The 25,631-nt window shown below is 69.6% G+C and carries 19 protein-coding genes; 5 read left to right on the forward strand and 14 right to left on the reverse strand.

All coding sequences use genetic code 11. From position 1 onward, the window contains the following. The first annotated feature begins 7 nt into the window (after positions 1–7). On the forward strand, positions 8–754 hold the full coding sequence (gene fabG / locus CJ022_RS14590; RefSeq protein WP_101927343.1) for a 3-oxoacyl-ACP reductase FabG: 747 nt from the start codon (positions 8–10) through the stop codon (positions 752–754). Between the two features lie 142 nt (positions 755–896). Further along, complete coding sequence (locus CJ022_RS14595) at positions 897–1,385, forward strand: hypothetical protein (RefSeq protein WP_101927344.1); 489 nt, start codon at positions 897–899, stop codon at positions 1,383–1,385. A gap of 143 nt (positions 1,386–1,528) precedes the next feature. On the opposite strand, the gene CJ022_RS14600 is transcribed toward CJ022_RS14595, so the two are convergent. From CJ022_RS14600 to CJ022_RS14615, 4 genes are read right to left on the reverse strand one after another with little or no spacing between them, the layout of a single operon-like run. After that, the gene (locus tag CJ022_RS14600) at positions 1,529–3,163 is read right to left on the reverse strand and encodes an NAD(P)/FAD-dependent oxidoreductase (RefSeq protein WP_101927345.1); all 1,635 of its coding nucleotides are present in this window, start codon (positions 3,161–3,163) and stop codon (positions 1,529–1,531) included. 2 nt (positions 3,164–3,165) lie between these two features. Then, a complete protein-coding gene (locus CJ022_RS14605) occupies positions 3,166–4,032 on the reverse strand; it encodes a glycosyltransferase family 2 protein (RefSeq protein ID WP_101927346.1) in 867 nt (288 codons plus the stop codon). A 13-nt stretch (positions 4,033–4,045) separates the two neighbouring features. After that, complete coding sequence (locus CJ022_RS14610) at positions 4,046–4,825, reverse strand: beta-ketoacyl synthase chain length factor (RefSeq protein ID WP_101927347.1); 780 nt, start codon at positions 4,823–4,825, stop codon at positions 4,046–4,048. Beyond that, entirely contained in the window at positions 4,822–6,030 is a 1,209-nt protein-coding gene (locus tag CJ022_RS14615; RefSeq protein WP_101927348.1) for a beta-ketoacyl-[acyl-carrier-protein] synthase family protein, read from the reverse strand. Before CJ022_RS14615 ends, CJ022_RS14610 begins: the two co-directional genes overlap by 4 nt. Positions 6,031–6,158: 128 nt before the next feature. Here CJ022_RS14615 and CJ022_RS14620 point away from each other — a divergent pair, with 128 nt between their 5' ends. Further along, positions 6,159–6,857, forward strand: coding sequence for a YdcF family protein (locus CJ022_RS14620; protein ID WP_158238435.1), 699 nt, complete (start codon positions 6,159–6,161; stop codon positions 6,855–6,857). A 197-nt stretch (positions 6,858–7,054) separates the two neighbouring features. Here the strand turns inward: CJ022_RS14620 and CJ022_RS14625 are convergent, their stop codons facing one another. The 5 genes from CJ022_RS14625 to CJ022_RS14645 form a co-directional block, all read right to left on the reverse strand. Further along, positions 7,055–8,851, reverse strand: a complete 1,797-nt coding sequence (locus tag CJ022_RS14625) for a DUF885 domain-containing protein (RefSeq protein WP_101927350.1) — start codon at positions 8,849–8,851, stop codon at positions 7,055–7,057. 69 nt (positions 8,852–8,920) lie between these two features. Beyond that, on the reverse strand, positions 8,921–9,382 hold the full coding sequence (locus CJ022_RS14630; protein ID WP_158238436.1) for a cytochrome c oxidase assembly factor Coa1 family protein: 462 nt from the start codon (positions 9,380–9,382) through the stop codon (positions 8,921–8,923). Between the two features lie 65 nt (positions 9,383–9,447). Beyond that, positions 9,448–11,715, reverse strand: a complete 2,268-nt coding sequence (locus CJ022_RS14635) for a S9 family peptidase (RefSeq protein ID WP_101927352.1) — start codon at positions 11,713–11,715, stop codon at positions 9,448–9,450. A 233-nt stretch (positions 11,716–11,948) separates the two neighbouring features. Further along, the gene (locus CJ022_RS14640) at positions 11,949–12,644 is read right to left on the reverse strand and encodes a glutathione binding-like protein (RefSeq protein WP_101927353.1); all 696 of its coding nucleotides are present in this window, start codon (positions 12,642–12,644) and stop codon (positions 11,949–11,951) included. A 179-nt stretch (positions 12,645–12,823) separates the two neighbouring features. After that, complete coding sequence (locus CJ022_RS14645; RefSeq protein ID WP_458351497.1) at positions 12,824–15,424, reverse strand: glycoside hydrolase family 3 N-terminal domain-containing protein; 2,601 nt, start codon at positions 15,422–15,424, stop codon at positions 12,824–12,826. Positions 15,425–15,655: 231 nt separating this feature from the next. Between CJ022_RS14645 and CJ022_RS14650 the strand changes: the two genes are divergently transcribed. Further along, entirely contained in the window at positions 15,656–16,681 is a 1,026-nt protein-coding gene (locus tag CJ022_RS14650) for a LacI family DNA-binding transcriptional regulator (RefSeq protein WP_233198820.1), read from the forward strand. A 16-nt stretch (positions 16,682–16,697) separates the two neighbouring features. On the opposite strand, the gene CJ022_RS14655 is transcribed toward CJ022_RS14650, so the two are convergent. The 5 genes from CJ022_RS14655 to CJ022_RS14675 all read right to left on the reverse strand — a co-directional run bounded on the left by CJ022_RS14655 (position 16,698) and on the right by CJ022_RS14675 (position 24,651). Then, positions 16,698–18,215: a tryptophan halogenase family protein gene (locus CJ022_RS14655; protein ID WP_101927354.1), complete on the reverse strand. Its 1,518-nt coding sequence runs from the start codon at positions 18,213–18,215 to the stop codon at positions 16,698–16,700. Positions 18,216–18,227: 12 nt separating this feature from the next. Beyond that, positions 18,228–19,238 (reverse strand): cupin-like domain-containing protein, encoded by a 1,011-nt coding sequence (locus tag CJ022_RS14660; protein WP_101927577.1) that lies wholly within the window; start codon positions 19,236–19,238, stop codon positions 18,228–18,230. Then, complete coding sequence (locus CJ022_RS14665; protein ID WP_101927355.1) at positions 19,231–19,932, reverse strand: SapC family protein; 702 nt, start codon at positions 19,930–19,932, stop codon at positions 19,231–19,233. The genes CJ022_RS14660 and CJ022_RS14665 overlap by 8 nt, the downstream gene beginning before the upstream one ends. A 98-nt stretch (positions 19,933–20,030) precedes the next feature. Then, positions 20,031–23,060, reverse strand: coding sequence for a TonB-dependent receptor (locus CJ022_RS14670; RefSeq protein ID WP_101927356.1), 3,030 nt, complete (start codon positions 23,058–23,060; stop codon positions 20,031–20,033). Positions 23,061–23,340: 280 nt separating this feature from the next. Further along, complete coding sequence (locus CJ022_RS14675; RefSeq protein WP_101927357.1) at positions 23,341–24,651, reverse strand: sugar MFS transporter; 1,311 nt, start codon at positions 24,649–24,651, stop codon at positions 23,341–23,343. 292 nt (positions 24,652–24,943) lie between these two features. Between CJ022_RS14675 and CJ022_RS14680 the strand changes: the two genes are divergently transcribed. Beyond that, entirely contained in the window at positions 24,944–25,591 is a 648-nt protein-coding gene (locus CJ022_RS14680) for a TIGR00645 family protein (RefSeq protein ID WP_101927358.1), read from the forward strand. The last annotated feature ends 40 nt before the right edge of the window (positions 25,592–25,631 follow it).

Raw genomic sequence — 25,631 nt, forward strand, 5'->3', positions numbered from 1 at the left:
TTCCCGCATGACGACTTCCGACTCCAGCATGCCCACGCGGCGCGCCCTCGTGACCGGCGGCAGTGGCGACATCGGCGGCGCGATCTGCCGGCGTCTCGCTGCCGACGGCCTGCATGTGATCGTGCATGCGAACGGCAACCTGCAACGCGCCGAACACGTCGTCGCCGACATCGTCGCTGCCGGCGGCAGTGCCGAGGCGGTCGCGTTCGACGTCGCCGACGGCGACGCGACGCGTGCGGCGATCGACGTCCTGCTCGAGGGCGGCGCGATCCAGGTCGTCGTCAACAACGCCGGCATCCACGACGATGCGCCGATGGCCGGCATGTCCGATGCGCAGTGGAAGCGCGTCGTCGACGTCTCGCTGCACGGCTTCTTCCACGTGACCCAGCCGCTGCTGCTGCCGATGGCGCGCAAGCGCTGGGGCCGCATCGTCAGCGTGTCCTCGGTCGCCGCGGTCACCGGCAACCGCGGCCAGGCGAACTACGCCGCGGCCAAGGCCGGGCTGCATGGCGCGTCGAAGTCGCTGGCGCGCGAGATGGCCAGTCGCGGCATCAGCGTCAACGTCGTCGCGCCGGGCGTGATCGCCGGCAGCATGGCCGACGAGGCGTTTCCCGAGGCGATGATCAAGCAGATCGTACCGGCCGCGCGGGCCGGCACGCCGGACGAAGTCGCCGCACTGGTCGGCTTCCTGTGTTCGGAGCCGGCCGGTTACATCAACGGCCAGGTCATCGGTATCAACGGCGGCATGGGCTGACCACGCGCACTGCGCACCGGCTGCGGTTCCAGGTCGATGGCGCCAGGAGCCGACGGCGGCTGAACCGGCGGCGTGCACACCCGCTTCAGACGTCCGGCGCGATGATCGCGACGCTGTCCGCCCATCCGCCGAGGAACCCGTCATGCGCGCCGTCCGCCTGCTTTTCCTGCTGCTTCTCGCGCCGATCGTCGTCGGTTGCGCCAGTTCCCACGTCCTGACCGGCACGCCGCGCGCGCCGATCGACCCGGCGCAGGTGCGCATCTACCACGGGCCGCCGCCCGGACAATACGAGGAGATCGCGCTGCTCAACACCAGCAGCGGCGCATTCACCTACGGCGAGCAGAACAAGACCGACTCGGTGCTGCAGAAGCTGCGCACCGAAGCCGCCAAGCTCGGTGCGAACGGCGTGCTGTTCCAGGGCACTGCCGACGCCTATGGCGGCGGTGGCGTCAGCGTCGGCGGCGGCCTGGGTCGCGGCGGCGGGCGTTCGTTCTCGTCGGCCGGCGTCGGCGTCGACATCAGCCCGCGGCAGAAGTACGCCAACGGCATCGCGATCTGGGTGGCGAATCCGCCGCCGATGGACGCGCCGCAGACCCCGCCGGTGCTGCCGCCGGAGCCGTCGGTCCCCTGAGGCGACGGGCGCGTTGCACGCGAGCGAACGCGTGTTCTCGCACTCGCATGTCGATTACACGCGGCGCCTTCGGGCGCCGTGTTGCGTTGGGAGGTGTCGCGTCGTTGCACCGACCTTCCCAACGCGAGGCGGGGGGGGCGAGGTCAGGCGGCGTCCGCGTACCAGGTGCCCGACAGCGACGCGAGCCGCTGGGGATCGGCGCCGGCCAGCAACGCATCCAGGCCGAAGGCGTCGATCGCGGGATGCGCGCTGCGCGCGTGCTGCAGGATCTCCGTCGCCAGCCACTGCATCCGCGCGACGTTGTCGCCGATGCGGGCGATGAAGGCGTCGTCGTCCAGCGTGTCGCTGAGCGCACGGTTCATTTCGCGGAACCAGTCGATGCCCGACTGGTCCAGCAGCCGGGCGCCCGGCACGCCCGCATCGCCGTTGCGCCGGCCCCAGTCGCGCAGCAGCGCCTGCATCGCGTGGTTCAGCGCGCTCGCCGTCGCGAACATCGGGCGCAGGCGCCCGAGCACCGGCATGCTCGTCAGGCGCTCGGCGAAGAACAGCGGCGCCAGCAGCGACCAGTAATAGGTGTAATCCCAGATCACCTTGACCGGCATCACCTGCTCGTCGCCGAACAGCGGGTACTGGTCCTGGTAGAGGGTCAGCGTGTTCTCGTAGAACGAGAAGTACAGCTGCTGGTACAGCGCCACGTAGGGCCGGAAATCGGCACCGGCGCGATCCTTGCCGATGAGGTCGCAGATGTAGGTGTTGGAGATCGCGATGAAATCAGTGCCCGGCGAATAGAACGGATCGAGGAACAGGCCCGCTTCGCCGGTCAGCGCCCAGCGTTCGCGCGAGAACACCTGCTTGCAGCCGTAGGAGAAGTGGCGCAGGAACAGGAAGTCCTGCAGCGTGTGCTCGCTGCGGTCGAGCGTCGCGGCGACCTGCGGCTGGTGCGTGCGCAGCCAGTCCATCGCCTTGGCGTGGGTGTTCATCGTGTCCAGCGGATGCATCGCCGCATCGCAGACGATGCCCAGCGAATGCGCGCCCGACGACAGCGGGATCAGCCAGAACCAGTAGCCCGGGCCGCACATGTGGTTGGTCGAACGCCAGCGGTCGGGCGGCGTGCAACGCTGCAGCCAGGCGGCGTCCTGCGACCAGTCGTTGGGATCGACGATGCCGTCGACGCGCCACCACACCGCGTTGGCGTCGTGGGCGTTCGCGACCGCGAGGTCGAGCTTGCGCTTCAGCAGCCCGGCGCGGCCGCTGGCGTCGACCAGCCAGCGGCTGCGCAGCGTGCGCGTCTCACCGGCCTGTTCGAAGGTGACCACGTGGTCGTCGTCGCCGTCGCCGCCGAGGTCCAGCGTGCGCACCACCGCGCCATCCTCGAAGCGCACGCCGGCCGCGCGTGCCCGCTCGCCGAGGAAATTCTCGAACCGGCCGCGGTCGATCTGCCACGACGGTGTCGGCAACAGCTGACTGACGCCGAGCTCGGTGCACTGGTCGACCGCGTCGCTGCGGTCGGAAAAGAAGAAGCGGAAGCCGAACTTGCGGATCTGCTCGGTTTCCAGATGCGCTTCCAGACCCAGCGTCTTCGCCAGGTAATAGGCGCCGATCTCGACCGTCGATTCGCCGACCTTGTGCGCCGCTTCGCGGACCGGATGCGCGCGCCGCTCGATGACGGTGATCGCGCAGTCCGGCTCGCGCTGGCGCAGCTGCAGGGCGAGCGTCAGTCCGGCGAGTCCGCCGCCGAGGATCGCGACGTCGGTCCGTGTGTCGTGGCTGGCATGCATGGTCAACCCGTCCCTTGCAGATGGCGCGTGGCGGATGCCGGTTCGAGCGTGCCGTCGACATCGTCGATGACCGGCGGCCGGCGGCGCGCATTGCGATATTCGCGCACCGGGTGGCCCTGCGCCAGCAACTGCCGGCCCACGTGCAGGGTGATGTGGCGCAGGTCGTGGAACAGGCGGAAATGACTCTTGCGGAACTGCTCGTCGCTGCCCGCGCAGTGGTAGCGCGACTCGACCGGCACCGAGACCACGCCGCAGCCCAGGCGGCGAGCGGCCGAGATCAGGATCTGCGCCTCGAACACGAAGCCTTCGCCCGGGATGTCGCCCATCGCCAGCACCGACGCGGGATACAGCCGCTGGCCGCTCTGGCTGTCGACCAGCCGGTAACCGCAGGCCCATGCGATGCCCCAGTCGCCGAAATCGTTGCCGATGCGGCGGTACCACGGCTGGGTGCTGCGCTTGCGCAGCCGCGCGCCGTTGACGATGCAGTTGGGATGGCGGTTCGCGGCGTCGATCAGGCGTGGCACGTCGCTGGCGCGGTGCTGGCCGTCGCCGTCCATCGTCACGACGGCGGCGGCGCCGTGGCGCAGCGCTTCGGTGAACCCGCTGCGCAGCGCTGCACCCTTGCCCTGGCGCCGAGGATGGCGGACCACGGTCACCGGCAGCGATGCGAGGATCTCGGGCGTGCCGTCGTCGGAGCCGTCGTCGACGACGATGACGCGATCGCTGTGCGCCAGCGCGCCGGTGACGACCTCGCGGATCCGCAATGCTTCGTTGAGTGCGGGGATGACGATCGCGACGTTGCCCCGATGCAGCGGCGACAGCGCCGTCGCCTGCGCCGGGCAGCGCTGCTGCAGCGGCACCTCGCGCATCCGCGCGGCAGGCTCAGCCATGGGCGATCTCCAGCGCCAGCCGCCGGTGCGGCCCGGCGCGCAGCAGCGCACGGTCACCATCGGCGGCCAGCGCGTCGAACAGCGGCAGCATCTGCGCCATCGCGTTCGCGCTGCTGCGCGCGCCGAGCGGGCCGGGCAGGTCGACATCGCTGCCGTCGAGGAAACGCCCCTGCACGCGCGGGCCCGGGCCGTCGCGCGTCAGCACCAGTGCGCCGCCGAGCAGGCCGATGCTGTGGGTCACCGTGCCCAGCGGCCCGGTCGACTCGGTGTCGTAGCCGACCAGCAGCACGGCCTCGGCGCCGGCGTCGAGCTGCATCATCGCCTCGACCAGGCCCTGGGCGAACGTCGCGTCGTGCGCGCTGATCGCGGTCGTCGCCTCGGTGCAGCCGTTGCCGATGGTCCAGTACCCCGCGGCGGCGTTGTGCACGGAATTGTGGAACTTGGTCGGCGAGATCGCCGTCGGCTCCTGCGCCAGCGTCGCGCACATGTAATCGGTGATCGCCAGATCGCCGTGGGTCGAGGCGAAGACCGACGGCAGCGTCTTCGGGTCGCGGCCGGCGGCGCTGCAGGCCGCCAGCGCGACATCCAGCGCGACCGCGACCGAGCCCGGCGCGCGGCGGCGCTCGTTCGGTGCCAGCAGCTGCGGCGACGGCTTGGCCGGCGCGCCCTCGGGCAGGCGGCCATCGGCGACAAACGCGCGCGCGGCGGTCCAGTCCGGCAGACCGGGCGCCCAGAAGCCGACGCCGGCGATGGTGGCGGACAGGACGCTCATGCCCCGGCCTCCGCCGCCTTGCCGAACAGCAGCGTGCAGTTGTTGCCGCCGAAGCCGAACGCGTTGTTCATCGCGTAGGCGATGTCGCGCTCGGCGTTGTCGAAGCGGATCTGCGGGCCGCACGCGGGATCGCGGACAGCACTGTTGAGGATGCCCGGCAGCGTGCCGTGCTCGAGCGCGAGCAGTGCGAACACCGATTCGACGATGCCCGCGGCGCCGAGCGTGTGGCCGGTCCAGCCCTTGGTCGAACTGGCGTGCAGCGTGTCGGGAAACAGCTCCGCGACCGCGCGCGCTTCGACCGAATCGTTGGCCGGCGTCGAGGTGCCGTGCAGGCTGAGATAACCGACCGCCGCGGCGTCGATGCCGCCGCGCCCGAGCGCGCCGCGCATCGCCAGTGTCGCGCCGAGGCCTTCGGGATGCGGCGCCGACATGTGGTGCGCATCGCTGGATTCGCCGTAGCCGCGCAGCTGCAGGCCGGTCTCGCCGGGCGCGGCGCGTTCCAGCACCGCGAAGCCGCCGGCCTCGCCGAGCGACAGACCGTCGCGGTTCGCGTCGAAGGGCCGGCAGGGCTCCGTCGACACGACGCCGAGCGCGTTGAAGCCGAACAGCACGCTGCCGCACAGCGTGTCGACACCGCCGACCAGCGCGGCGTCGACGAGGCCGGCATGCAGCATGCGCGCCGCCTGCGCGAACACCTTGGTGCTGGAGGAGCAGGCCGTCGCGACTGTGATGCAGGGGCCGCGCAGACCGGTCGCGTGCTGGACGAAATCGCCGAGCGAATGCGGGGTGTGCACGATGGGACGGGCGAGATCGTCGGGGAAGCGGACGCTGCCGTCGGCCTCGGTCACCGTGCGTGCGTACGCGTCCTCGGTCGCGCCGATGCTCGAGGTCGAGGTGCCGATGACGACCGCGATGCGGTCGGCGCCGTGCGTCGCGATCGCGATCTGCAGCGCCTCCTGCACGCCGTCCTGCTGCAGCGCCAGCCAGGCGAGGCGGTTGTTGCGGCACTCCCAGCGCGACAGCGCCGACGGCAGGGCCGCATCCTCGAGACCGTCGACGCGACCGATCCAGGTCGGCAGCGGCGTGGCGCCGAAATCGTTGCGGCGCAGGCCGCCGCGGCGCGTGCGCAGCGCATCGAGCTGCGCGGCATTGCCGCGGCCGAGGGCGGTGGTCGCGGTGTACGCGCGAACCGCAATGGCCGGCATCGGGGAAAACGACTGCGATGGAGGCACAGGCTGGTCCGGAGCGGAGAGCCCGGAAGTATAGCGAGCGCTCCGTGAGGCTAGACTTCGGGCAAACCCCAGTGGAATCGCCGGCGCCGCCGGCCTGCGCCATGCCCCACACCCGCCTGCGCCATCACCTCGGAATGCTGAACGATCGCCACGCCTGGCATTCGCTGACGGTGGCGGTGACGGCCTGCGTGCTGAGTTTCGGGCTGGTCTACGCCGGCTACGTGGTGCACGTGCTGCGGGTCGCCCGCAACGCGCCGTGCGCGCCGGTCCGCGGCGATTGCGTGCTGGTGTTCGGCAAGCACGCACCGGCCGGCGTGCCGGATGCGGATTTCCAGGCCCGGCTGGCCCGCGCCGCCACGCTGTGGGCTGCGCGTCCGCCGCGCAGCCTGCTGTTGCTGGGCGGCGGCCCGCTGGGCGCCCGCACCGAGGCGGAACTCGCCCGCGAGGCGCTGTTCGGCCTCGGTGTCGCCGAGGACGCACCGCTCGTCCTGGAGGACCGTTCGCGCGACACGTGGCAGAACCTGCGCAATGCCCGCCGCCTGTTGGCGGACGTGCTGCCCGGGGAAGGGCCGCATCACGTGACTCTGCTCAGCAGCCGCTATCACCTCGCACGCTGCGCGCTGTTCGCCCGCGAACTCGGCTTCGACTGGGAACTGTGCGCCGCGGAGCCCCGCTGGTCCTGGCGGCCGGCTGCGATGTGGCAGGTGGCCGGCGAGGCGGCCTATGTGTGCTGGCTCGACATCGGCACCCGATGGGCGCGCCTGATCGGCCATCGCGGGATGCTCGAGCGCCTGCGCTGAGCGGTTGTCCGTCGGGTCACGCGAGAACGGTCGGAGATCATTGCCCCCCCATCGCGCGCGCGCGCGCTCCTACAGAAGGTACTTTGCCGGGCGGCGTCGCATCTGCGGGCGACCGGCAGGCGCGGCGCCCTTCTTGGGAGCGCTCGCGCGCGACCCGCCGGCGCACCGGCGGGCCACGGCGGATCGAGACGCAGCGGTCAGCGGCGCTGCTGCGCCGGAATGAAGACCGTTTCCACCGCTTCGGCCAACTGGTCGGGCGGCAGCAGGCCCTGGTCGAGCAGGAAGTTGTTGAACGCGCGGCGGTCGAACTTGTCGCCGAGCGCGAGTTCGGTGCGCATGCGCAGTTCGAGGATGCGTGTGTAACCGTAGAAGTAGCTCGTCGCTTGGCCCGGTGCGTTGAAGGTGTAGCGGTCGAGTTCCTGACGCGCCATCGCCGGCGACAGCATGACCTCGTCGGTCAGCACGCGACCGGCGTGTTCGCGGTCGATCATGCCGAGGTTGAGCATGGGGTCGAGCATCGCGCGCGCGGCGCGCATCAGCCGGAACTGCAGCGCGATCAGCTGGCCGTCCAGCGGTTCGTACGGCACCAGTTCGGCTTCGGCATACAGCGCCCAGCCTTCGACGTTGACCGAGTTGAACGCGAACATCGAGCGTGCCAGCGAGACGCCGCGTTCGACCATCGCGGTGAACTGCAGCTCGTGGCCGGGCCGGCCCTCGTGCGCCGACAGCGTCCAGCGCACCGCGTCGAAGTTGAAGTCGTCGTAGGCTGCGCTCTCGCCGTCGCCCCCGGGATTGCCGACCGGCAGCACGAACGTGCCCTGCTGGCCGGTATTGCCGACCAGCGGCGCGGGACGGAAATGCGGCGCGGGCTGCGCGGCCGATTCGGCGTCCGAGCCCAAGCGCATCTGCATCTCGCGCTGCGGCACGTCGACGATGTTCTCGCGTTCGATGATCGGATCGATCGCATCGATGACTTCGCGATAGCTCGCTTCCAGGCGCGCATTGGGAATCGTGTCGCGCTTGAGCGCGGCGATGACCTCGCGGTAGTCGGTCGCATCGATGCCCTTTTCCTTCGCCACCAGCGGCGCGAGCTGCTGCATCTGCGCGCGGATCTCCATGAAGGCCAGCTGCGCGCGCTGCATCAGCAGTTGCGGATCGATGTCGGTGCCGTACTGCTTGAGCCCGAACGCATAGAGTTCCGGCGGCAGGCGCGTGTCGTCGCGCGCCTTCGGCAGCACGGTGGTGCGGGTCCAGTCGGCGTAGGCGGTGATTTCCTTCGCGATCGCCTCGAGGGCAGGCTCGGCGCCCTCGATCCCGTATTCCTCGAAGAGTTTGCGGATGCCGGCGATGTAGGTGTCGGCGCTGTCGAGCGCGCGCTGCACCTCGAGCTTCGTGGGCTGCAGCAGGTCCGGGTTCGACAGGCGCTCTTCATAGCGCTGGCGGGCGAGGGTGGTGATCGGTGTGCTGCCTTCGGTGAGGCCGGCATAGCGCTGCAGGCGGGCGAGCGCATGCGCGCGCCGCTCGGGCGGCGTCTGTGTCGACAGCAGGCCGTTGATGCCGCCGAAGATCAGTTGCGGCGCATCGGTCCACGGCAGCAGGTAGCGTTCGCCGAGCGTGCTGCCCTCGATGCTCTGGTCGATGCTGGTGAGCAGGATCTGCAGGTCCTGGCGCACGTTGGCATCGCGCTCGAGTTCGAGCTGCGTCTGCAACCTGGCGCGCGCCGCGGTCATCGCGTCGCGGTAGCGACGGGCGTTGTCGGGACCGAAGTCGGCGACCTGGTCGTCGTAGCCGGGCACGCCGAAGAAGCCTGCGGATTCGGGCTGGAACGGCGCCTGGGCGTCGATCAGGATCTGCGACAGTTCGTTGCTGCGCGTCACCCAGGCCGGCGATCCGGCCTGCGGCGCGGAGGTCGCGGCCCTGGCGTCATCGGTGTGGGCGAGGGCGGCGAGGGGCGTGGCGAGGGACAGGGCGATCGCGAGGACGAGCGGTTTCATCGGCGTTCCAGGTGGCGAGGACAGGGCCCGACCCTACGCCGTCCGTGCGCAGACCGGCAATGCCGGAGGTCACGGCGCCGGCAATGCGTGCGGTTCGACCGGCGTGTCCGCCTCGGCGATGGTGATGAGTTGCGGGCGCTCGTCGTCGCCCGAAACGTACAGCAGCAATTCCCAGGTCCATGCACCCTGCCGGCGCTCGGCCGTGGCGATGAGGCGACCTGCACCGCGCGGGCCGTCGATGCCGATCAGGAGATCCGCCCGGCCCGAGCCACCGTCGTCGGTCGACGTGCTGATCGACCCCGTCGGCATGAAGCCGGCTGTGATCGGCGTGCCGAGGGTCGCGACGAGTCGAGGATGCGCGCGCGCCCGGGCCAGTGCATCCGCGTAGACGTCCGAGCGGAGCATCGAGCCGCGGATCGCGAACAGCACGATCGCGACGAACGCCGCCGCCAGCACGACGAACGTCAGGACGGTGACCGGCAGTGCCCACGTCCAGTGGCGCTGCCACCAGCCGCGCCGCGGAGGCGGCACGGAGGCAGGGCGCGGCGGCAGTGGAGGCGGAATCGCGGCCATGCGTGTGCCTCCGGCGTGCGCGGTCAGGGCGCCAGGCACCGCGCGAAGAACGCCTCGCTGGTGCGATAGCGATGCAGCGCATCACGTCCGCGCAGACCGTGCTTCGCGCCGGGATACGTCATCAGTTCGAACGGGGTGCCGGCCTGCTGCAACTGGCTCATCAGCTGCGTGGCGTTGGTGAACAGCACGTTGTCGTCGGCCATGCCGTGGATCAGCAGCAGCGCGTTGGGCCTGATGTTGTCGGCGTGGGTGAACACGCTGGCTTCGCGGTAGCCGTCGACGTTGGCCGTCGGCAGGTTCATGTAGCGCTCGGTGTAGTGCGTGTCGTAGAGCGCCCAGTCGGCGACCGGCGCGCCGGCGATGCCGCAGGCGTAGGCCTCCGGGGCCTTGGCCAGCAGCATCAGCGTCATGTAGCCGCCGTTCGACCAGCCGTTGACGGCGATACGGTCGCCGTCGACCCAGGGCTGCGACTTCAGCCAGTCGACGCCGCGGACCTGGTCGTCGACCTCCACCGTGCCCTGCTTGCCGTACAGCGCGCCGCCGAAGTCGCGGCCGCGGCGCGGCGTGCCGCGGTTGTCGAGCGAGAACACGACGTAGCCCTGCTGCGCGAGGACCTGGTGGAAGCTGGCGTCGGCGCGCCCGGGCCAGGCATTGAGCACGGTCTGCGCGGCCGGACCGCCGTAGACGAACACGACGACCGGATGCGGCTTGGTCTCATCGAAATCCGCCGGCTTGATCAGCGAGTAGTGCAACGGCGTGCGGCCGTCGGCGGCGGGCAGCGTGCCGAATTCGGTCGGCCGGTGCGCGGCGAGGAAGGGTGCATAGGGGTGATCGGGCGCGGCCAGGTCGTTCTCGACCAGGGTCGCGAGCCGGGTGCCGTCGGCGCGGTGCAGCGCGATCTGCGGCGGCGTAGTGGTGTTCGACCAGCTGTCGACGTAGACCGAGGCGTTGCGCGCGAAGCTCGCGCCGTGCATGCCCGGCTCGCGCGACAGCGCGCGCAGCGGGCCGCCGGCCAGCGGCACCGAAAACAGGCGCGACTCGGTCGGCAGCGGCGTCGGCGTGTCGCCGTCGAGCGACAGGCCGGCGCGGAAATACACCAGGCCTGCCTCGGGGTCGACGGCCAGCAGTTCGTCGACCGGCCAGTCGCCCGTGGTGAGCTGGGTCATCCGGCGCCCGTCTTCGGATGCGAGATAGAGATGCTGGAAGCCGTCGCGCTCGGACGACCACACGAAGCGCCCGTCATCGAGGAAGCGCAGGCTGTTGTGCAGCGGCACCCAGGTGCGGCTGCGCTCGGTAACCAGGGTGCGCTGCGCACCGGTGGCGAGCGTGGTCTCGATGAGTTCGAGCGTCTGCTGGTCGCGCGACTGGCGCTGGAAGGTCAGGCGCTGCGCATCGCGCCACTGCACGCGCGCGAGGTAGATGTCGGTGTTGCTGCCGAGATCGACGTCCGTGATTGCACCGCCCTGCGGCGCGACGACATGCAGGGTCACGCGCACGTTGTCGTCGCCGGCGGCGGGGTAGCGCTGCTCAACGACGTCGGTGCGATCGGGATAGACCTCGTAGCGCTTCTGCACCGGCACCGGTGATTCGTCGATGCGCGCGTAGGCGATCGCGCTGTCATCGGGCGCCCACCAGTAACCCGTGTGGCGGTCCATCTCCTCGTCGGCGACGAACTCGGCGACGCCGTTGCCGATGACGTCGCTGCCGTCGTGCGTCAGCTGGCGCGACGTGCCGTCGGCCAGGTCGATCACCCACAGGTTGCGGTCGCGGACGAAGCTGACGAAACCGCCCAGCGGCGACAGCTTGGGATCGGTCGCGAACCCCTCGCCCCGGGTCAGCTGGCGCACGGCCTCGCGGCCGGTCTTCGCCAGATCGTAGAGATACAGCTCGCCGCCGAGCGGAAACAGCAGCCGCTGCGCGTCCGGTGCCCACTGGTAATCGACGATGCCGGATTGCCCGGCAATGCGCTGGCGTTCGCGGCGCGCCTTCTCGGCATCGCTGAGCGTTTCCTCGCCCGGCAGCACGACCTTGGAATCGACCAGCATCCGCGTCTGCCCGCTGGCGATGTCGTATTCCCACAGGTCGAGCTGGTTGCGGTTGTCGTCCTTGCCGCGCAGGAATGTCACGCGCGAGCCGTCCGGTGCGACCTGCGGCTTCATCAGCGTCGGCCCCGACAGCGGCGCATCGCCGGTGATGGCTTCGAGCGTGAGACCGCCGGAGGCGGGCGGCGTGGCAGCGAGGGAAGCGGAGGTGGCGATCATCAGGGCGGCAGCGGCAAGTACGGAGCGCATGGCGGGTCCACGGGTGCGAAGGCGCCAGTGTATCGGGTGGCCCACGCGGGTCCTCGACGCGTCATCCGACGCGGACGCCGCGGCGTGTCCCGCGGTCCGGCCAGGCCCGCATGCGAGGCACCTGCGGCCGGACGGTGTGCAGCGCAGGGCCGCAGGCCACGCCCGTCGACGGCGGCAGGCACGTGGCCTGCGCACCGTCGGGGCACGGCCCCGGTTCTACGCAACCGGGGGCGTCAGCGACGGCCCTGCCCGAACAGCAGCTTCTTCTCCTCGTCGCTCATCGGCTTGCCGGCATCCGGATTGACCTGCGTCGCCAGCGCGTACGCGCGCTGCGTGGCCGGACGCGCCGCGATCGCCGCGTGCCAGCGCTGGACGTCGGGGAAGGGCGTCATGTCGATCGGGGCCTTGTCGTAGACGCCGATCCAGGGGTACGTCGCCATGTCGGCGATCGAGTAGTCGTCGCCGGCCAGGAACGCGCGGCCCTGCAGGCGGGTGTCGAGCACCTGCAGCAGGCGGTTGGCCTCGTTGGTGTAGCGCTCGATCGCGTAGTCGATCTTCTCCGGCGCATAGACGTTGAAGTGTCCGTACTGGCCGGTCATCGGGCCGAGCCCGGCGACCTGCCAGAACAGCCACTCGAAGGTCTGCATGCGCACGCGCGGATCGCCGTCGAGGAAGCGGCCGGTCTTGTCGGCGAGATACAGCAGGATCGCGCCGGATTCGAACAGCGGCACCGGATCGCCGCCATCGGCGGGTGCGTGGTCGACGATCGCCGGCATCTTGTTGTTCGGCGAGATCGCGAGGAACTCCGGCTTGAACTGGTCGCCCTTGCCGATGTTGACGGGCCGCAGGGTGTAGTCGAGCCCGGCCTCTTCAAGGAACAGCGACACCTTGTGGCCGTTCGGAGTGGGCCAGTAGTAGAAATCGATCATGGGGGGAGTCCGCCGGAAGGGAGGTCCGAGTCTAGGCGTGTCGCCGCAACCTGGCGTGGCGGCTGGACGCACGCAGCGTTGCGATGGCGGGACCTGGGACGCGGGCGTGGAAACGACGACGCCGCCCCGGAGGGCGGCGTCGAAGGACCGGTGTCGCGGTCGGTACCGCGCGACCGGCGTTACGGCGTGTCGCAGTCGAGACGATGCGTCGCTTCGGTGCCGATGCGGATGTCGGCCAGGCCCAGGGTCAGCCCGGCCGGTGCGCGCACCGCGAATGGCGTGCCGATGCGCGTCGCATCGAGGCCGGCCGCGGTCAGGCACTTCAGCGGCACGCCGGCCGTCACCCATTCGCCGCGTGGCAGCGTGCCCAGCCACGCGCCGACCGGCAGTTCGGCCTTGCAGTCGTCGCCGCAGGTCGCGTACAGCACGACGTCGCCCGATGCCGGCAGCGCATCGACGCGCAGCGTGGCCAGCAGCAGCGAATCGCCGTTGGTCTCGCGGCTGAGGTCGGACGGCGAATGCGACAGCAGTTCGGCGGTCGCGTTGCCGGTCCAGGTCAGTAGGCGCGCGCCTTCCTGGGTCTGGTAGTCGACCGCGGCGAGCGTGAGCGTGCCGTCCGGCGTCGCGACGCGCGGATGCAGCACGTCGGCGCCGCGGCCATCGGCGCCGGTGACGACCAGGCGCACGCCCGGGCCCGGCACGCCGCGCGCGAAGTAGCCCGCGCTCTTGCCGTCCTCGGCGCTGACGCCGGCTTCTTCCGGCAGCGCGGCGAGGTTGCCGTCATCGGCATAGGTCAGGCCGTGCCCGAACGCGAACAGCGGGTCGTAGCCGTCCATGCCGACGTTGTTGACGTACTGGTCGGCGCGCTTGGGCCACGAGAAGCTGAGCTTGCCCTTGAAGTCGTGCTGCGGCTGGCCGTCCGCGCCGCGCAGCAGCACGTCGGCGACACCCGCGCCTTCCGAGCCCGGCAGCCATGCGGCGACGAAGGCGTTGGCGGCATTGATCTCGCGGTTCATCCACAGCGGGCGGCCGCTGAGGAACACCGCGACGACCGGCACGCCGTCGGCGCGCAGGCGCTTGATCAGCTCCAGGTCGGCATCGTCGCCGGGCTTGTACAGCAGGTTCGGCAGGTCGCCGAGGAACTCCGCGTAGGGATCCTCACCGAAGACGACGACGGCGACGTCGGGCTTCTGCCGGTAGCGGCCGTCGACCGCGAGCTGGGCGGTGCCGCCCGCTGCCTCGACCTGGGTGCGGATGCCGTCCCAGATGCTGTCGCCGTTGGGATAGTCGGCGCGCTTGGTGCCGGTGCCCTGCCAGTTCAACGTCCAGCCGCCGGACTGCTTGCCCAGATCGTCGGCGCCGTCGCCGGCGACCAGCACGTTCTGGTCCGCGGCCAGCGGCAGCACGCCGTCCTGGTTCTTCAGCAGCACCAGCGACTCGCGCACCGCGCGTCGCGCGATCTCGCGATGCTCCGGCGCGCCGAGCAGCTCGAACTTGCCGCCGAGCGCGCGCGCCGACGGCTTGGGCGCATCGAACAGGCCCATGCGGAACTTGACCCGCAGGATGCGGCGCACGGCATCGTCGAGGCGTTCCATCGGGATCTCGCCCGACGTCACGTGCTTGACGGTGCTGTCGTAGAGCTGGCGCCAGCTGTCGGGCGCCATCGCCATGTCGAGGCCGGCGTTGAACGTCGCCGCGCAGTCGTGGGTCGTGCAGCCCGGCAACTGGCCGTGGCCGTTCCAGTCGCCGACGACGAAGCCGCCGAAGTTCATGCGGTCCTTGAGCACGTCGGTCAGCAGGGCGCGATGGCCGTGCATGCGCGCGCCGTGGACGCTGTTGAACGAGGCCATGACCGCCTGCGCGCCGGCCGCGATCGCCGGCGGATAGCCGGCGCCGTGGATGTCGCGCAGCTGCGCGTCGGTGACCTGGGTGTCGCCCTGGTCCTTGCCGCCGACGGTGCCGCCATCGCCGAGGTAATGCTTGACCGACACCATCACGTGGTGGTCGTTGAGGAACTCCGGCGAACCGGCCTTGCCCTGCATGCCTTCGACGACGGCCGGCGCGAACGCGGCGACGACATCCGGTGATTCGGAGTAGCCCTCGTACGTGCGGCCCCAGCGGTCGTCCTGCGGGACGGCGACGGTCGGAGCAAACGCCCATTCCATGCCGGTGGTGCGGGTTTCGATCGCGGTGACGCGACCGATCTCGCGCATCAGCTCGGCGTTGCGCGTCGCGCCCAGGCCGATGTTGTGCGGAAACAGCGTCGCGCCGACGATGTTGCTCTGGCCGTGCACGGCGTCGATGCCGAAGATCACCGGGATCGCCTTGCCGCCGCCGGAGGTGTCCATCGACGCCTCCCAGTAGGCGTCCGACAGCGCCAGCCACTCGGCGGGCGTCGCGTCGTAGCGGCCGCCCGGATCGGAGTTGCCGCCGGCGAGGATCGAGCCGAGACGGTACTTGCGCAGGTCTTCCGGCGTGATGTCGGCGATGTCGCCCTGCACGATCTGGCCGACCTTCTCTTCGACCGTCATCGTCGCGAGCAGGTCGTCGACCTGCTTCTCGAGCGCGGCGTCCTGCGGGAACGGCCACTCGGGCTGCGGCCACTGCGCGGGATCGACGGCGTTGGCATCGGCGGCCGTGGTCGGCGCGGCATCGGGCGTGGCCGACGCGGCGGGCGCGTTGTCGCGCGCGCAGGCGGACAGGCCGAAGACGAAGGCGGTGAGCATCGCCGGCAACAGGGCGCGACGCAGGCGGTGGGCGGGGCGGGGCGGGGCGATCATCGGCGGACTCCAGGGCGACGCGTGGCGGACGTGCGTCCAACGGGAAGCGGGCGGGCGACAACGATGACAGCGTTGTCAGCGGGCGGTTAGCATACCGGCGACCGCGCGCCGACGCTTGCTGCAGGGCATCAAGACGCGACGCCGGCGTGTGCACGGCGACTGCGCGTGCGACACCGCAATGGCGACGTCGGCCACGCCGTCGCTCTGGCAGAATGCGCGACCGAGACGACGATGGCCGGATTGAACAGCATGCGCGTGCGGATCGAGGATGTCGCAGAAGCCGCGGGCGTGTCGATGAAGACGGTCTCGCGCGTGCTCAACCACGAGCCCAACGTCGCCGAGCACACCCGCCTGGCCGTCGAGGCCGCCGTCGAGAAGCTGCAGTACCGGCCGCTAGCCTCGGCCCGGCTGCTCGCCGGGCGGCGCTCGTATCTGGTCGCGATGCTCTACGACAACCCGTCGAGCAACTACCTGATGGAAGTCGAGCTCGGCGTGCTCGACGCGTGCCAGTCGCAGCATTACAACCTGATGCTGGCCCCGGTCGACTACACGGCCAGCGACATCGTCGCCAAGGTCGAATCGATGATCGTGCAGTCGCAGCTCGACGGCGTCGTGCTGACGCCGCCGATCACCGACGACGCGACGCTGCTCGCGCGCCTCGACGAGCTCGGCGTGCCCTATGCCAGCGTGTCGGCGCAGGAGCGGCACCGGCGCATCGGCGCGGTCGTCGACGAACGCAGCGCCGCGCGCGACATGGTGCTGCACCTCGCGTCGCTCGGGCACCGGCGCATCGCCCACATCAAGGGCCATTCGGCGCACGGCGCCAGCGGCTGGCGCCTGGCCGGCTATCGCGACGGCCTGCAGCAGGCCGGCATCGACTACGACCCGACGCTGGTCGTCGCCGGCGAGTTCTTCTACGAATCGGGCTTCGACGCGACCAATGCGCTGCTCGATCTGCCGCTGCGCCCGACCGCGGTGTTCGCCGCCAACGACGACATGGCCGCCGGCGCGATCTGCGCGATCTGCGAGCGCGGCCTGTCCGTGCCGCGCGACGTGTCGGTCTGCGGCTTCGACGACATGCCCATCGCACGCCACATCTATCCCTCGCTGACGACGGTGCGCCAGCCCAGCCGCGAGATGGGCCGACTGGCCGGCCTGGAACTGCTCAAGGCGGTGCGCGACAGCAACGCAGGCGAGACGCTGGTGCTGCCCTACGCGCTCCAGATCCGGCGCTCCACGGGGCCGGTGCCGGGGTGACTGCTGGCGTCGCAGCTCAGTCCGCAGCCGCTGGGCAGTAGTTGCGGACGTACTGTGCGTGCGCGGGCAACTGCTGCAACGTCCGCGCGACCCGCTCCTGCACCTTGCCGAGGAACTGCGACAGTTCCTCGTCGCTCATCAGGTCCGCGACCGGGTGGTGGCTGCGCGGCGTCAGGCCCTGCCCGAGCATCACCTGCACCCACGAGTTCTCGGCGAACAGCTCGAAACCATCGCGGAACACGCGGCCACTGTCGCCGAACAGGGCGATGCGATGCCGCAGCGCCTCGGGCACGTCCATCGTGCGGCAGGCGCGCCAGAACGGCGTGTCGTCGCGATCGGTGACCTTGTAGTGGAGGATCACGAAGTCGCGGATCTGTTCGGTTTCCTCGCGCGACTGCCGGTTGTACTCGTCGACATCGGTCTTGCGGATGCCGCCGGTGGGGAACAGCTGCAGCAGGCGCACGATCCCGCGCTGGATCAGATGGATGCTGGTGGACTCCAGCGGTTCGAGGAAGCCGCTCGACAGGCCGATCGCGACGCAGTTGCCATGCCAGCTGCGCTCGCGTTGTCCGGGCCGGAAGCGGATCGTACGCGGATCGGTCAGGCGCTCGCCCTCGAGGGCGGCGAGCAGGGTGTCCCGTGCCTGCGCGTCATCGGTGTGGCGGCTGCTGAAGACGATGCCGTTGCCGACCCGGTGCTGCAGCGGGATTCGCCACTGCCAGCCGGCTTCGCGCGCCGTCGAGCGGGTGTAGGGCACCGCGGGGCCGACCGAGGTGGTCTGCACGGCGATCGCGCTGTCGCACAGCAGCCAGTGCGACCAGTCCTCGTAGCCGACGCCGAGCGCCTGTTCGATCAGCAGGCCGCGGAACCCGGTGCAATCGATGAACAGATCGCCTTCGATGCGCTCGCCCGACGCCAGCACCAGCGCCTCGATACGGCCTGCCTCGCGGTCGGCCTGGACCTCTGCGATCCGGCCTTCGATCCGGCGCGCGCCATGGGACTCGCTGAAGCCGCGTAGAAAGCGCGCGTACAACCCGGCATCCATGTGGAAGGCGTAATTGAGGCCGTTGTCGGGCAGGTGCGCGAAGCGGTCCTCGAGCGCGGCGCGCAGTTCCAGGCAGTAGTCGCCGTAGTCACCGGCGAGCCCGCGCGTGCGGCCCGCGCGCCAGAAGTGCTGGAATCCGGCGCTCCAGTGGTCCTTGCCGGTCGTCCCGAAGGAATGCACGTACTCCTGCCCGCGCGCGCGCCAGTCGACGAAACGGATGCCGAGCTTGAACGTGGCCTGGGTCGCGGCCATGAAGGCACGTTCGTCGATGCCGAGCGCCCGATGGAACGTGACGAGGGTCGGGATGGTCGCTTCGCCGACGCCGACGGTGGGGATCTCGTCGGATTCCACCAGCACGATGTCGAGTTGAGCGCCGAGCGTGCGCGACAGCCCGGCCGCGACCATCCAGCCCGCGGTGCCGCCGCCGGCGATGACGATCCGCCGGATCGGCGTTGTCGCTGGGTCGTGCGAAGCCGGGATGTCGTGCATGCGTGGTTTCCGTCAGCGGTTGAGACGTTGCAGCAGCCGCTGGCGCAGCCGGCGGGCGCGTGCCTCGTCCAGCGGCGACAGCAGGTTGCGCGCGGGTTCGGGCACGTGATCGGCAGTCTGTGCGCCGGGCTCGAACACGTAGTGATCGAACACGTCGCGCCAGATCGCGCGCTGCGCAGGAGGCAGGTCGCGCACCGTCATCAGCGCCAGCATCAGGGCGTTCATCGGCGTGTCCATCCAGGCCGGGGATTGCCGCCACCAGTAGTTCACCAGCACGTTGAACGGCGTCAGCCCTTCCATGTGATGCCACCACATCGACGGGATCAGCACCGCGTCACCCGGCTCCAGTTCGGCGACCTGGGCATGCTGCAGGGCTTCGGCGAAGCGTGGGAAGCGCGCGATGTCGGGCGCCGCGAAGTCCACGAGGCTGATCGGCTGGCCGGCAGGCGTCAGGTCCAGCGGGCCGATGTACAGATTCGGCAGCTGCTCGGGCGGGAACAGCGTGACCCGGCGGCGGCCCGCGACCACGCAGGCGAGATTGTCCGGGAGGTCCTGGTGCGCGGCGATCCGGGTGCGGTTGCCGATCCAGATGCTGGCGAGCGCGTCGCGTCCGCCGAGCGCGAGCACGTTGGCGTCGCGGAAGCCGGGCAGCCAGGTGTCGATCGTCGTCGACGCGACGTAGATCGCCGGCGGCGCAGGCGCGTCGAGGTAATTGACCAGGGTGCGCAGCGCCACGTCGAGCGGCACCTCTTCACGCCGGAAGTTGAAGCCCAGCAGATCGTCGCTGTAGAAGAAGCGGCCTTCGATCTCCGGTGGACCGACGGTGGCCGTGACCGGCGGTGCGCCCGGGCGCACGAAGCCGGCCAGATACGTCGCCGCGTCCACGCTGCCCGCGCGTGCGGCCTGCACCATCGGCCAATCCGTCACCAGGCCGCGCAACACGACGGGCCGGTCCGCGCGCAGCAGCGCATCGGGAATGGCATCGGCGCGGACATCGTCGCGCTCGGCGATCGCATCAGTCATGCGCATGCCTGCGATTCATGCGCTCGATGAGATCGCGCAACCGCGACAGCGAAGCCATCGCCATGTAGACCGGCTCCAGATGGCCGGCCGCATGCAGCGCGGCGACGATCTCGGGCGCGAGCGCCCGGAGACGGCTTTCGTCGATGGTGTGGAAACCGGCGAGCCGATGCTGACGCCCGTCGTCGAGGCGCACGTCCAGCGCGAACGGTTCCAGCAAGGCATGGGTCTGCAGGGACTCGGCGAATGCCGGCAGGTCCGACAAACCGTCGTGCAGCGTGGCCAGCACGGCCTGCATGCGTTGCAGGTAGTCGGTCGTTCCGCCATGCGGGAGGAACACGGGCTCGCCCGTCGACGATTGCACGCGTGGATGGTCGAGATCGACATGCAGGGTGCGGGTGGCGCCATCGACACCGACGAGGAACGGCTGTCGCTCGATCGCCAGCGGCACGTAATGGGCATCCCATCCGGTGTCGGAGAGGAAGAGATTGCGTCCCTGTTGCAGGCCGAGCAGCGCGACCGGCTGGACGCGTGCGCTCTCGACATGGAACACGATGGGGTAGTGCGCCTGCAGCTCCCGGAACTCACCGGGGAACGTCGGCGCCAGCATGACCTCGTCGCCGAGCGCGGCGGCGCGGCGGGTGTCGATGCGCAGGGCGCGATGGGTGATGGGGTCGAGCTGGACGTGACGGGTCATCGGGCCGGTCTGTCCCTGGGTACAGAAGGAGAAGCGCAGGATAGCGTCACCCGGGAAGCGCCGCCGCGTACCCGAAGGCACGCGGCGGCGTCGCGACGTCAGAAGCTGTAGCGCGCGCCGAACATGTAGCGCGGACCGGTCTGCGTCGCGAAGCGCAGCTGGTTGGTGTGCCGCGCATGCACGCGGTAGGTCTCGTCGGTGAGGTTGATCGCCTCGGCATGCAGCGAGAACTGCGGCGTGACCTGGTAGCTGATGTTGAGATCAAGCTGGCCGTAGGCCTCGGTGTAGTTCGGGTTCGGACCCTGGCCGCCGATGCCCGACAGGAACTCGTCGCGCCAGTTGTAGGCCGCACGCACCTGCCACTGGTTCTTGTCGTAGAACGCGACGACGTTGGCCGAGTCACTCAGGCCGATCATCGGGTACTGGTCGCCCAGGCTGTTGTTGTCGAACGTCAGGCCCGAATCGACCATCGTGTAGTTCGCCGCGACGCCGAAGCCGCTCGGTCCGAACATGTGCTGGACGTTGAACTCCCAGCCGTCGAGCGAATCGGAGCGCTGGTTGGCCGGCGTGTTGATGTCGAAGCCGGCGATCGGGTCCGTCTCCAGGCCGACGATGCTGCCCGTCCGCTCACCGTTGGAGTTGATGCCGGTGTAGGTGACGCCCGGGTCACCCGCGTGGTTGAGGAAGATGTAGTTGCGGATGCAGACCGCGTCCGACGATCCGCAACCATTGGCGATCGCGTTGTTCCAGTACGTGCCGCCGACCGGCGTGTGCAGCTCGAACGGCGTGTCGCGGACGATGGTGTCGCTGATGAAGTTGTCGATGTTCTTGCGGAACCAGCCCACCGACACGTAGCTCGCTTCGGCGTAGTACCACTCGAACGACAGGTCGAAGTTGGTCGACTTCAGCGGCTCGAGGCCTGGGTTGCCCTGCGAGCCGTCACCACCGTCGATACGCACGATGTTGGCCAGGCTCAGGCCGCCCTGGATCTGCTGCCAGCCCGGCCGGCCGATCGTCTGGCTGTAGCTGCCGCGCAGCACCATGTTCTCCGCGACCTGGAGGTTCAAATCGAGGCTCGGCAGGAAATGGTCGTACTCGCCGGTCTGGCTGATGAAGTCGCGCTCGCCGTCATAGACGACATTCAGCTCGTTGGCCGAATCCCAGCTGATGCCGTTGGCCACGCGCGCCAACGCGTCGGAGGTGACATCGGTTTCCTCGTAGCGGACGCCGGCGGCCACCCGGAGCGGCATCGACCAGTCGAACTCGGTGCTCCACTGCACGTAGGCGGCCCTGGACTTCTCCTCGGTGCGGAGGTCCTCGGTGAACTCCGTCGGCGCGCGGTACAGCGAATCGTCACCGGCGATCTCACCGGCGCGTTCGCGCAGGCGGGCGAAGTCGAACATCATGAAGCGGCCGGTGAAGCGGGGGTCGTTGTGACCGTCGAACGCACCGAAGTAACGCGACATGTCGTCGCCGTAGAAGATGCTGTCGTCGTAGTCGGCCGGACTGCCCACGCCGCCCCAGGTATCACGCTGCATCACCGCCGAGGCGGTGCGGTTGTTGACCTCGGTCATCGACACGCCGAAGTCGAGGTTCGAGTAGTTCTCGAACTCGAAACGGCCGCCGGCCTGGAGCTGCTCGATCTCGGATTCGTTGTAGCTGTTCTGGAACACCGAACCGGTGACCACGACATCCGAGGCTTCGATCTGATCGACGCCCGGCGGCAGGCCGATCGTCAGGACCGGGAAGTCGCCCGTGTAGTCGACCGACGTGGACGCGCGACGGAACGCGGCCGTGCCGAGCACGCCGGCCGAACCGTAGGGGCTGTCGGGGCGGGACTCCGCCGTCGAGTTGTGGTAGTCGAGCTGCAGGCTCAGCGCGTCGTTGACGTCCCAGTCGACGTTGAAGCCCGCCGATTCGAGCGTATTGCGCGTGCCCAGCTCGACGCCGCCCATCGCGATGTCGGCGTAGACCGGATTGCCGTTCTCGTCGAAGGAGACGTTGTCCTCGCCGTATTCGATCGGACCGGCGATCGGGCCGTCGGTCCACGAGCTGTCACCGGGGCCGTAGTTGAACCACACCGAGAGCTCGTTGCGCTGCTGCTGCACCTTGTTCTCGGCATAGGTGTAGTCGAGCGTCGTCCGCACGTTGTCGAGCGGCTGCCACTGGAACGTCGCCTGGCCATTGGTGCGCTGGCGCTGCACGCCGTTGACGCTGTAGCCGGTGTTCTGCGGGCGGCCGTAGATGGTGTCGGGACCCGGGCGGTTCTCGATGCGGTCGAAACCGGGTTCGCCCGCCATCGGCAGGCGGTTCCACGATGCGGTGTCGTCGCCCTGGAACATCGCCCAGCCGTCGGCCACGGAGGCCTGGCTGAAGCCGGAGTCGCGCTCCTGGTAGCTGCCGCTCAACGCGACGCCGAAGCGGCCGTCGGCCGAGGTATTGCTGAAGATGCCCGAGAGTTCGCCGGTGATCGAGCTGCCCGGATAGGTATCGGGAAGATTGTCGACCGACGTGTCGTGCACGCCCTTGAGGCCGACATTGGCACTGAAGCCCGGGTTGTCGAGCGGGCGCGCGGTCTTGACGTTGATCGTCGCGCCGATGCCGCCCGTCGGGGTCGAGGCCCGGCTGCTCTTGAAGACTTCGATTTCCGATACGGACTCCGAGGCCAGGTTGGCGAAGTCGAACGCGCGCGAGTTGGACGTGCCGCCGCCGCCGGGACCGAGGTTCGAGGCCGGCATCTGGCGGCCGTTGAGCAGCACCAGGTTGAAGTCGGGACCGACGCCGCGGACCGTGACCTTGGAGCCTTCACCGCTCGAGGTGCGGTCGATCGACACGCCGGAGATGCGCTGCAGCGACTCGGCGAGGTTGGTGTCGGGGAACTTGCCGATGTCCTCGGCGACGATGCCGTCGACGATGCCCTGCGAATCCCGCTTCAGGTTCATCGACGAGGTCAGGCTGCCACGGATGCCGGTGACGACGACGGAGTCGAGCGTCGTGGCGTCATCGCTGGATTGCGTGGCGGGCGGCGTGGTGTCGTCGACGACCTGGGCCGCGACCGGCGATCCGAGTGCAAGCAACAGGGCAGTGGTCAGGAGCCGCTTCTTCGGCGCGGCATGCAGTGTCTTCATGGATTTTCCCCTCCCAAGGAATTCTCACGAATCTGGGTACGTGCTGGCGTTCGTCCGCGAAATTGCGGATCGACGGCAGTGTTCGGCCGGCATTTGAGGCGAAGCTGACAGCGTTGTCAACCGCGCTGTGACCGGGTTATTCGGCAGTTTCGGCGTGCAGGTGCGTCAGGGTCTGGATGGTGCAATGCAGCAGTGCGGCGGACGACGGGTGGAGCGCGGAGCGACCGCCGGCGACCACGTCTGCGTGTATGGGCAGGCGCGGCGCACGGGGTGTGTTGGATCAATGCATGGCGCCGGGTCGCGGCAACGGCGCGTCGGTCGCAGCCGGCGCGCCGGCCCCCACCCGCGAGCCGCGCAAGCCGTACCAGATGATGTAGACGTAGCAGACCAGCGGAACGACGAACGCATGCTGGATGCCGATGCGGTCGGCCAGCGCGCCCTGCGCCAGCGGCACGATCGCGCCGCCGACGATGCCCATCACCAGCAGACTCGACGCCTTGCTGGTCAGCGTGCCGAGCCGCTCGATGGCGGTGGTGAAGATCGTGGGGAACATGATCGAGTTGAACAGGCCGATCGCCAACGCGCTCCACATCGCGACCTGGCCGGTCGTGGTCATCGTCACCACCAGCAGCACGCAGACCATCGCGCCGGCGAAGGCCAGCAGGCGACGCGCGTCGATGCGCGTCATCAACGCCGCGCCGATGAAGCGGCCGACCATCGCGCCACCCCAGTAGAACGCCAGGAAGCGCGAGGCCGAGGCCTCGCTGAGGCCGCCGATCTCCGGCTCGGCCATGTAGTTGATCAGGAAGCTGCCGATCGCGACCTCCGCGCCGACGTAGGCGAAGATGCCGAACACGCCCCAGCGCAGGTGCGGCTGGCGCATCGCTTCGATATACGTGTGGTGCACCGACGGCGCAGCCTCCGTGGCCTCGCGCAGCGACGGAATCCGCATCAGCAGCACGAAGCCGGCCAGCAGCAGCAGGCCGCCCGACAGCAGCAGATAGGGGATTTCGACCGAGCGTGCCTCGGCCGCGCGATAGGCGACCTGCTCGGCCGCGCCCATCGCCGCGATCTCGTCCGCACCGAGCACGGCGCCGACCAGGATCAACGGGCCGATCAGCAGCGGGAATACCGTCGTGCCCAGTGAATTCAAGGCCTGCGCCAGGTTGAGGCGGCTGTGCGAGGTCTCGGGCCGGCCGAGCAGGCTGATGTAGGGATTGGCGGCGACCTGCAGCAGGGTGATGCCGCTGGCGAGCACGAACAGCGCGGTCAGGAACACGCCGTACGACGGCAGCCGCGCCGCCGGGTAGAACATCGCGGCGCCGATCGACGCGATCACCAGACCGATGACGATGCCCGCCTTGTAGCCCACGCGCGCAACGACCGCGCCGGCCGGCATCGACATCAGGAAGTACGCACCGAAGAACGTGAACTGGATCAGCATCGTCTGCGTGTAGCTCATCGAGAACACGGCTTTGAGATGCGGGATCAGCACGTCGTTGAGGCTCGTCAGGCCGCCCCAGGTGAAGAAGATCAGGCTGACGACCGCGATCGCGGCCGGCTTCGAAAGCGTCGAGGGCTGTGCGCTCATGCGGCGCGGCGACCGGTCGGGGCGGAGATCTGTCGATGCATCTTGTGTCCTCGAAGACGGCAGACCCGAGCGGCCCAGGGGCGGACTTGTAAGCGACGCATGACAACGCTGTCAATTCGAGATGACGATCGCGCGGCGGCGATCCCGCCCGTCCGCGACAGGGCGCGATTGCCGCGGCCGGCCGCTGTTGCAGCGCAGCACGTCGTGGCGACGCCGCATCACGCGCATTCAGCGCGGTTGGCAAAGCGCGCGCCCGTCGCTACGCTCCGCGCTCCCCAAGGAACCTGCCGCCATGTCGATCGCCCCGAAGCCGCCGCGCCTGACGCCGCTGACCTACGTCATCTTCGGGTCACGCTGGCTGCAGCTGCCGTTGTATCTCGGCCTGATCGTCGCCCAGTGCGTCTACGTGTTCCTGTTCGTCAAGGAACTCACCCATCTGGTGCAGGACGCCAACACCCTGACCGAGCAGGGAATCATGCTGCTGGTGCTGGGACTCATCGACGTGGTGATGATCTCCAACCTGCTGGTGATGGTGATCGTCGGCGGCTACGAGACCTTCGTCTCCCGCCTCGGGCTGCAGAACCATCCCGACCAGCCCGAGTGGCTGAGCCACGTCAACGCCAGCGTGCTGAAGGTCAAGCTGGCGATGGCGATCATCGGCATCTCGTCGATCCACCTGCTGAAGACCTTCATCGCCGCGGGCGAGGTGGGCCTGCCGGTGTGCGGCTCGGCCGACTTCATCGCCGCGTCGGTCGCCCATGCCCAGGCCATCGCCGGCGGCCTGTCGCTGGCCGCGCCGGTGTGCACCAAGGTCACCGCGGCGGGCGTGATGTGGCAGACGATCATCCACGGCGGTTTCATCCTGTCGGCGATCGGCATCGCCTACACCGACCGGCTGATGACCGGCAGCACCGCCAAGCGCGAGCACGTCGCCCACTGACCGCGGCGCGGTCTCGTCCTGCGCGACGGGCACGCGCGTA

Origin of the sequence: Luteimonas rhizosphaerae, from assembly GCF_002849595.1 — a bacterium.
Lineage (GTDB): Bacteria > Pseudomonadota > Gammaproteobacteria > Xanthomonadales > Xanthomonadaceae > Luteimonas > Luteimonas cellulosilyticus.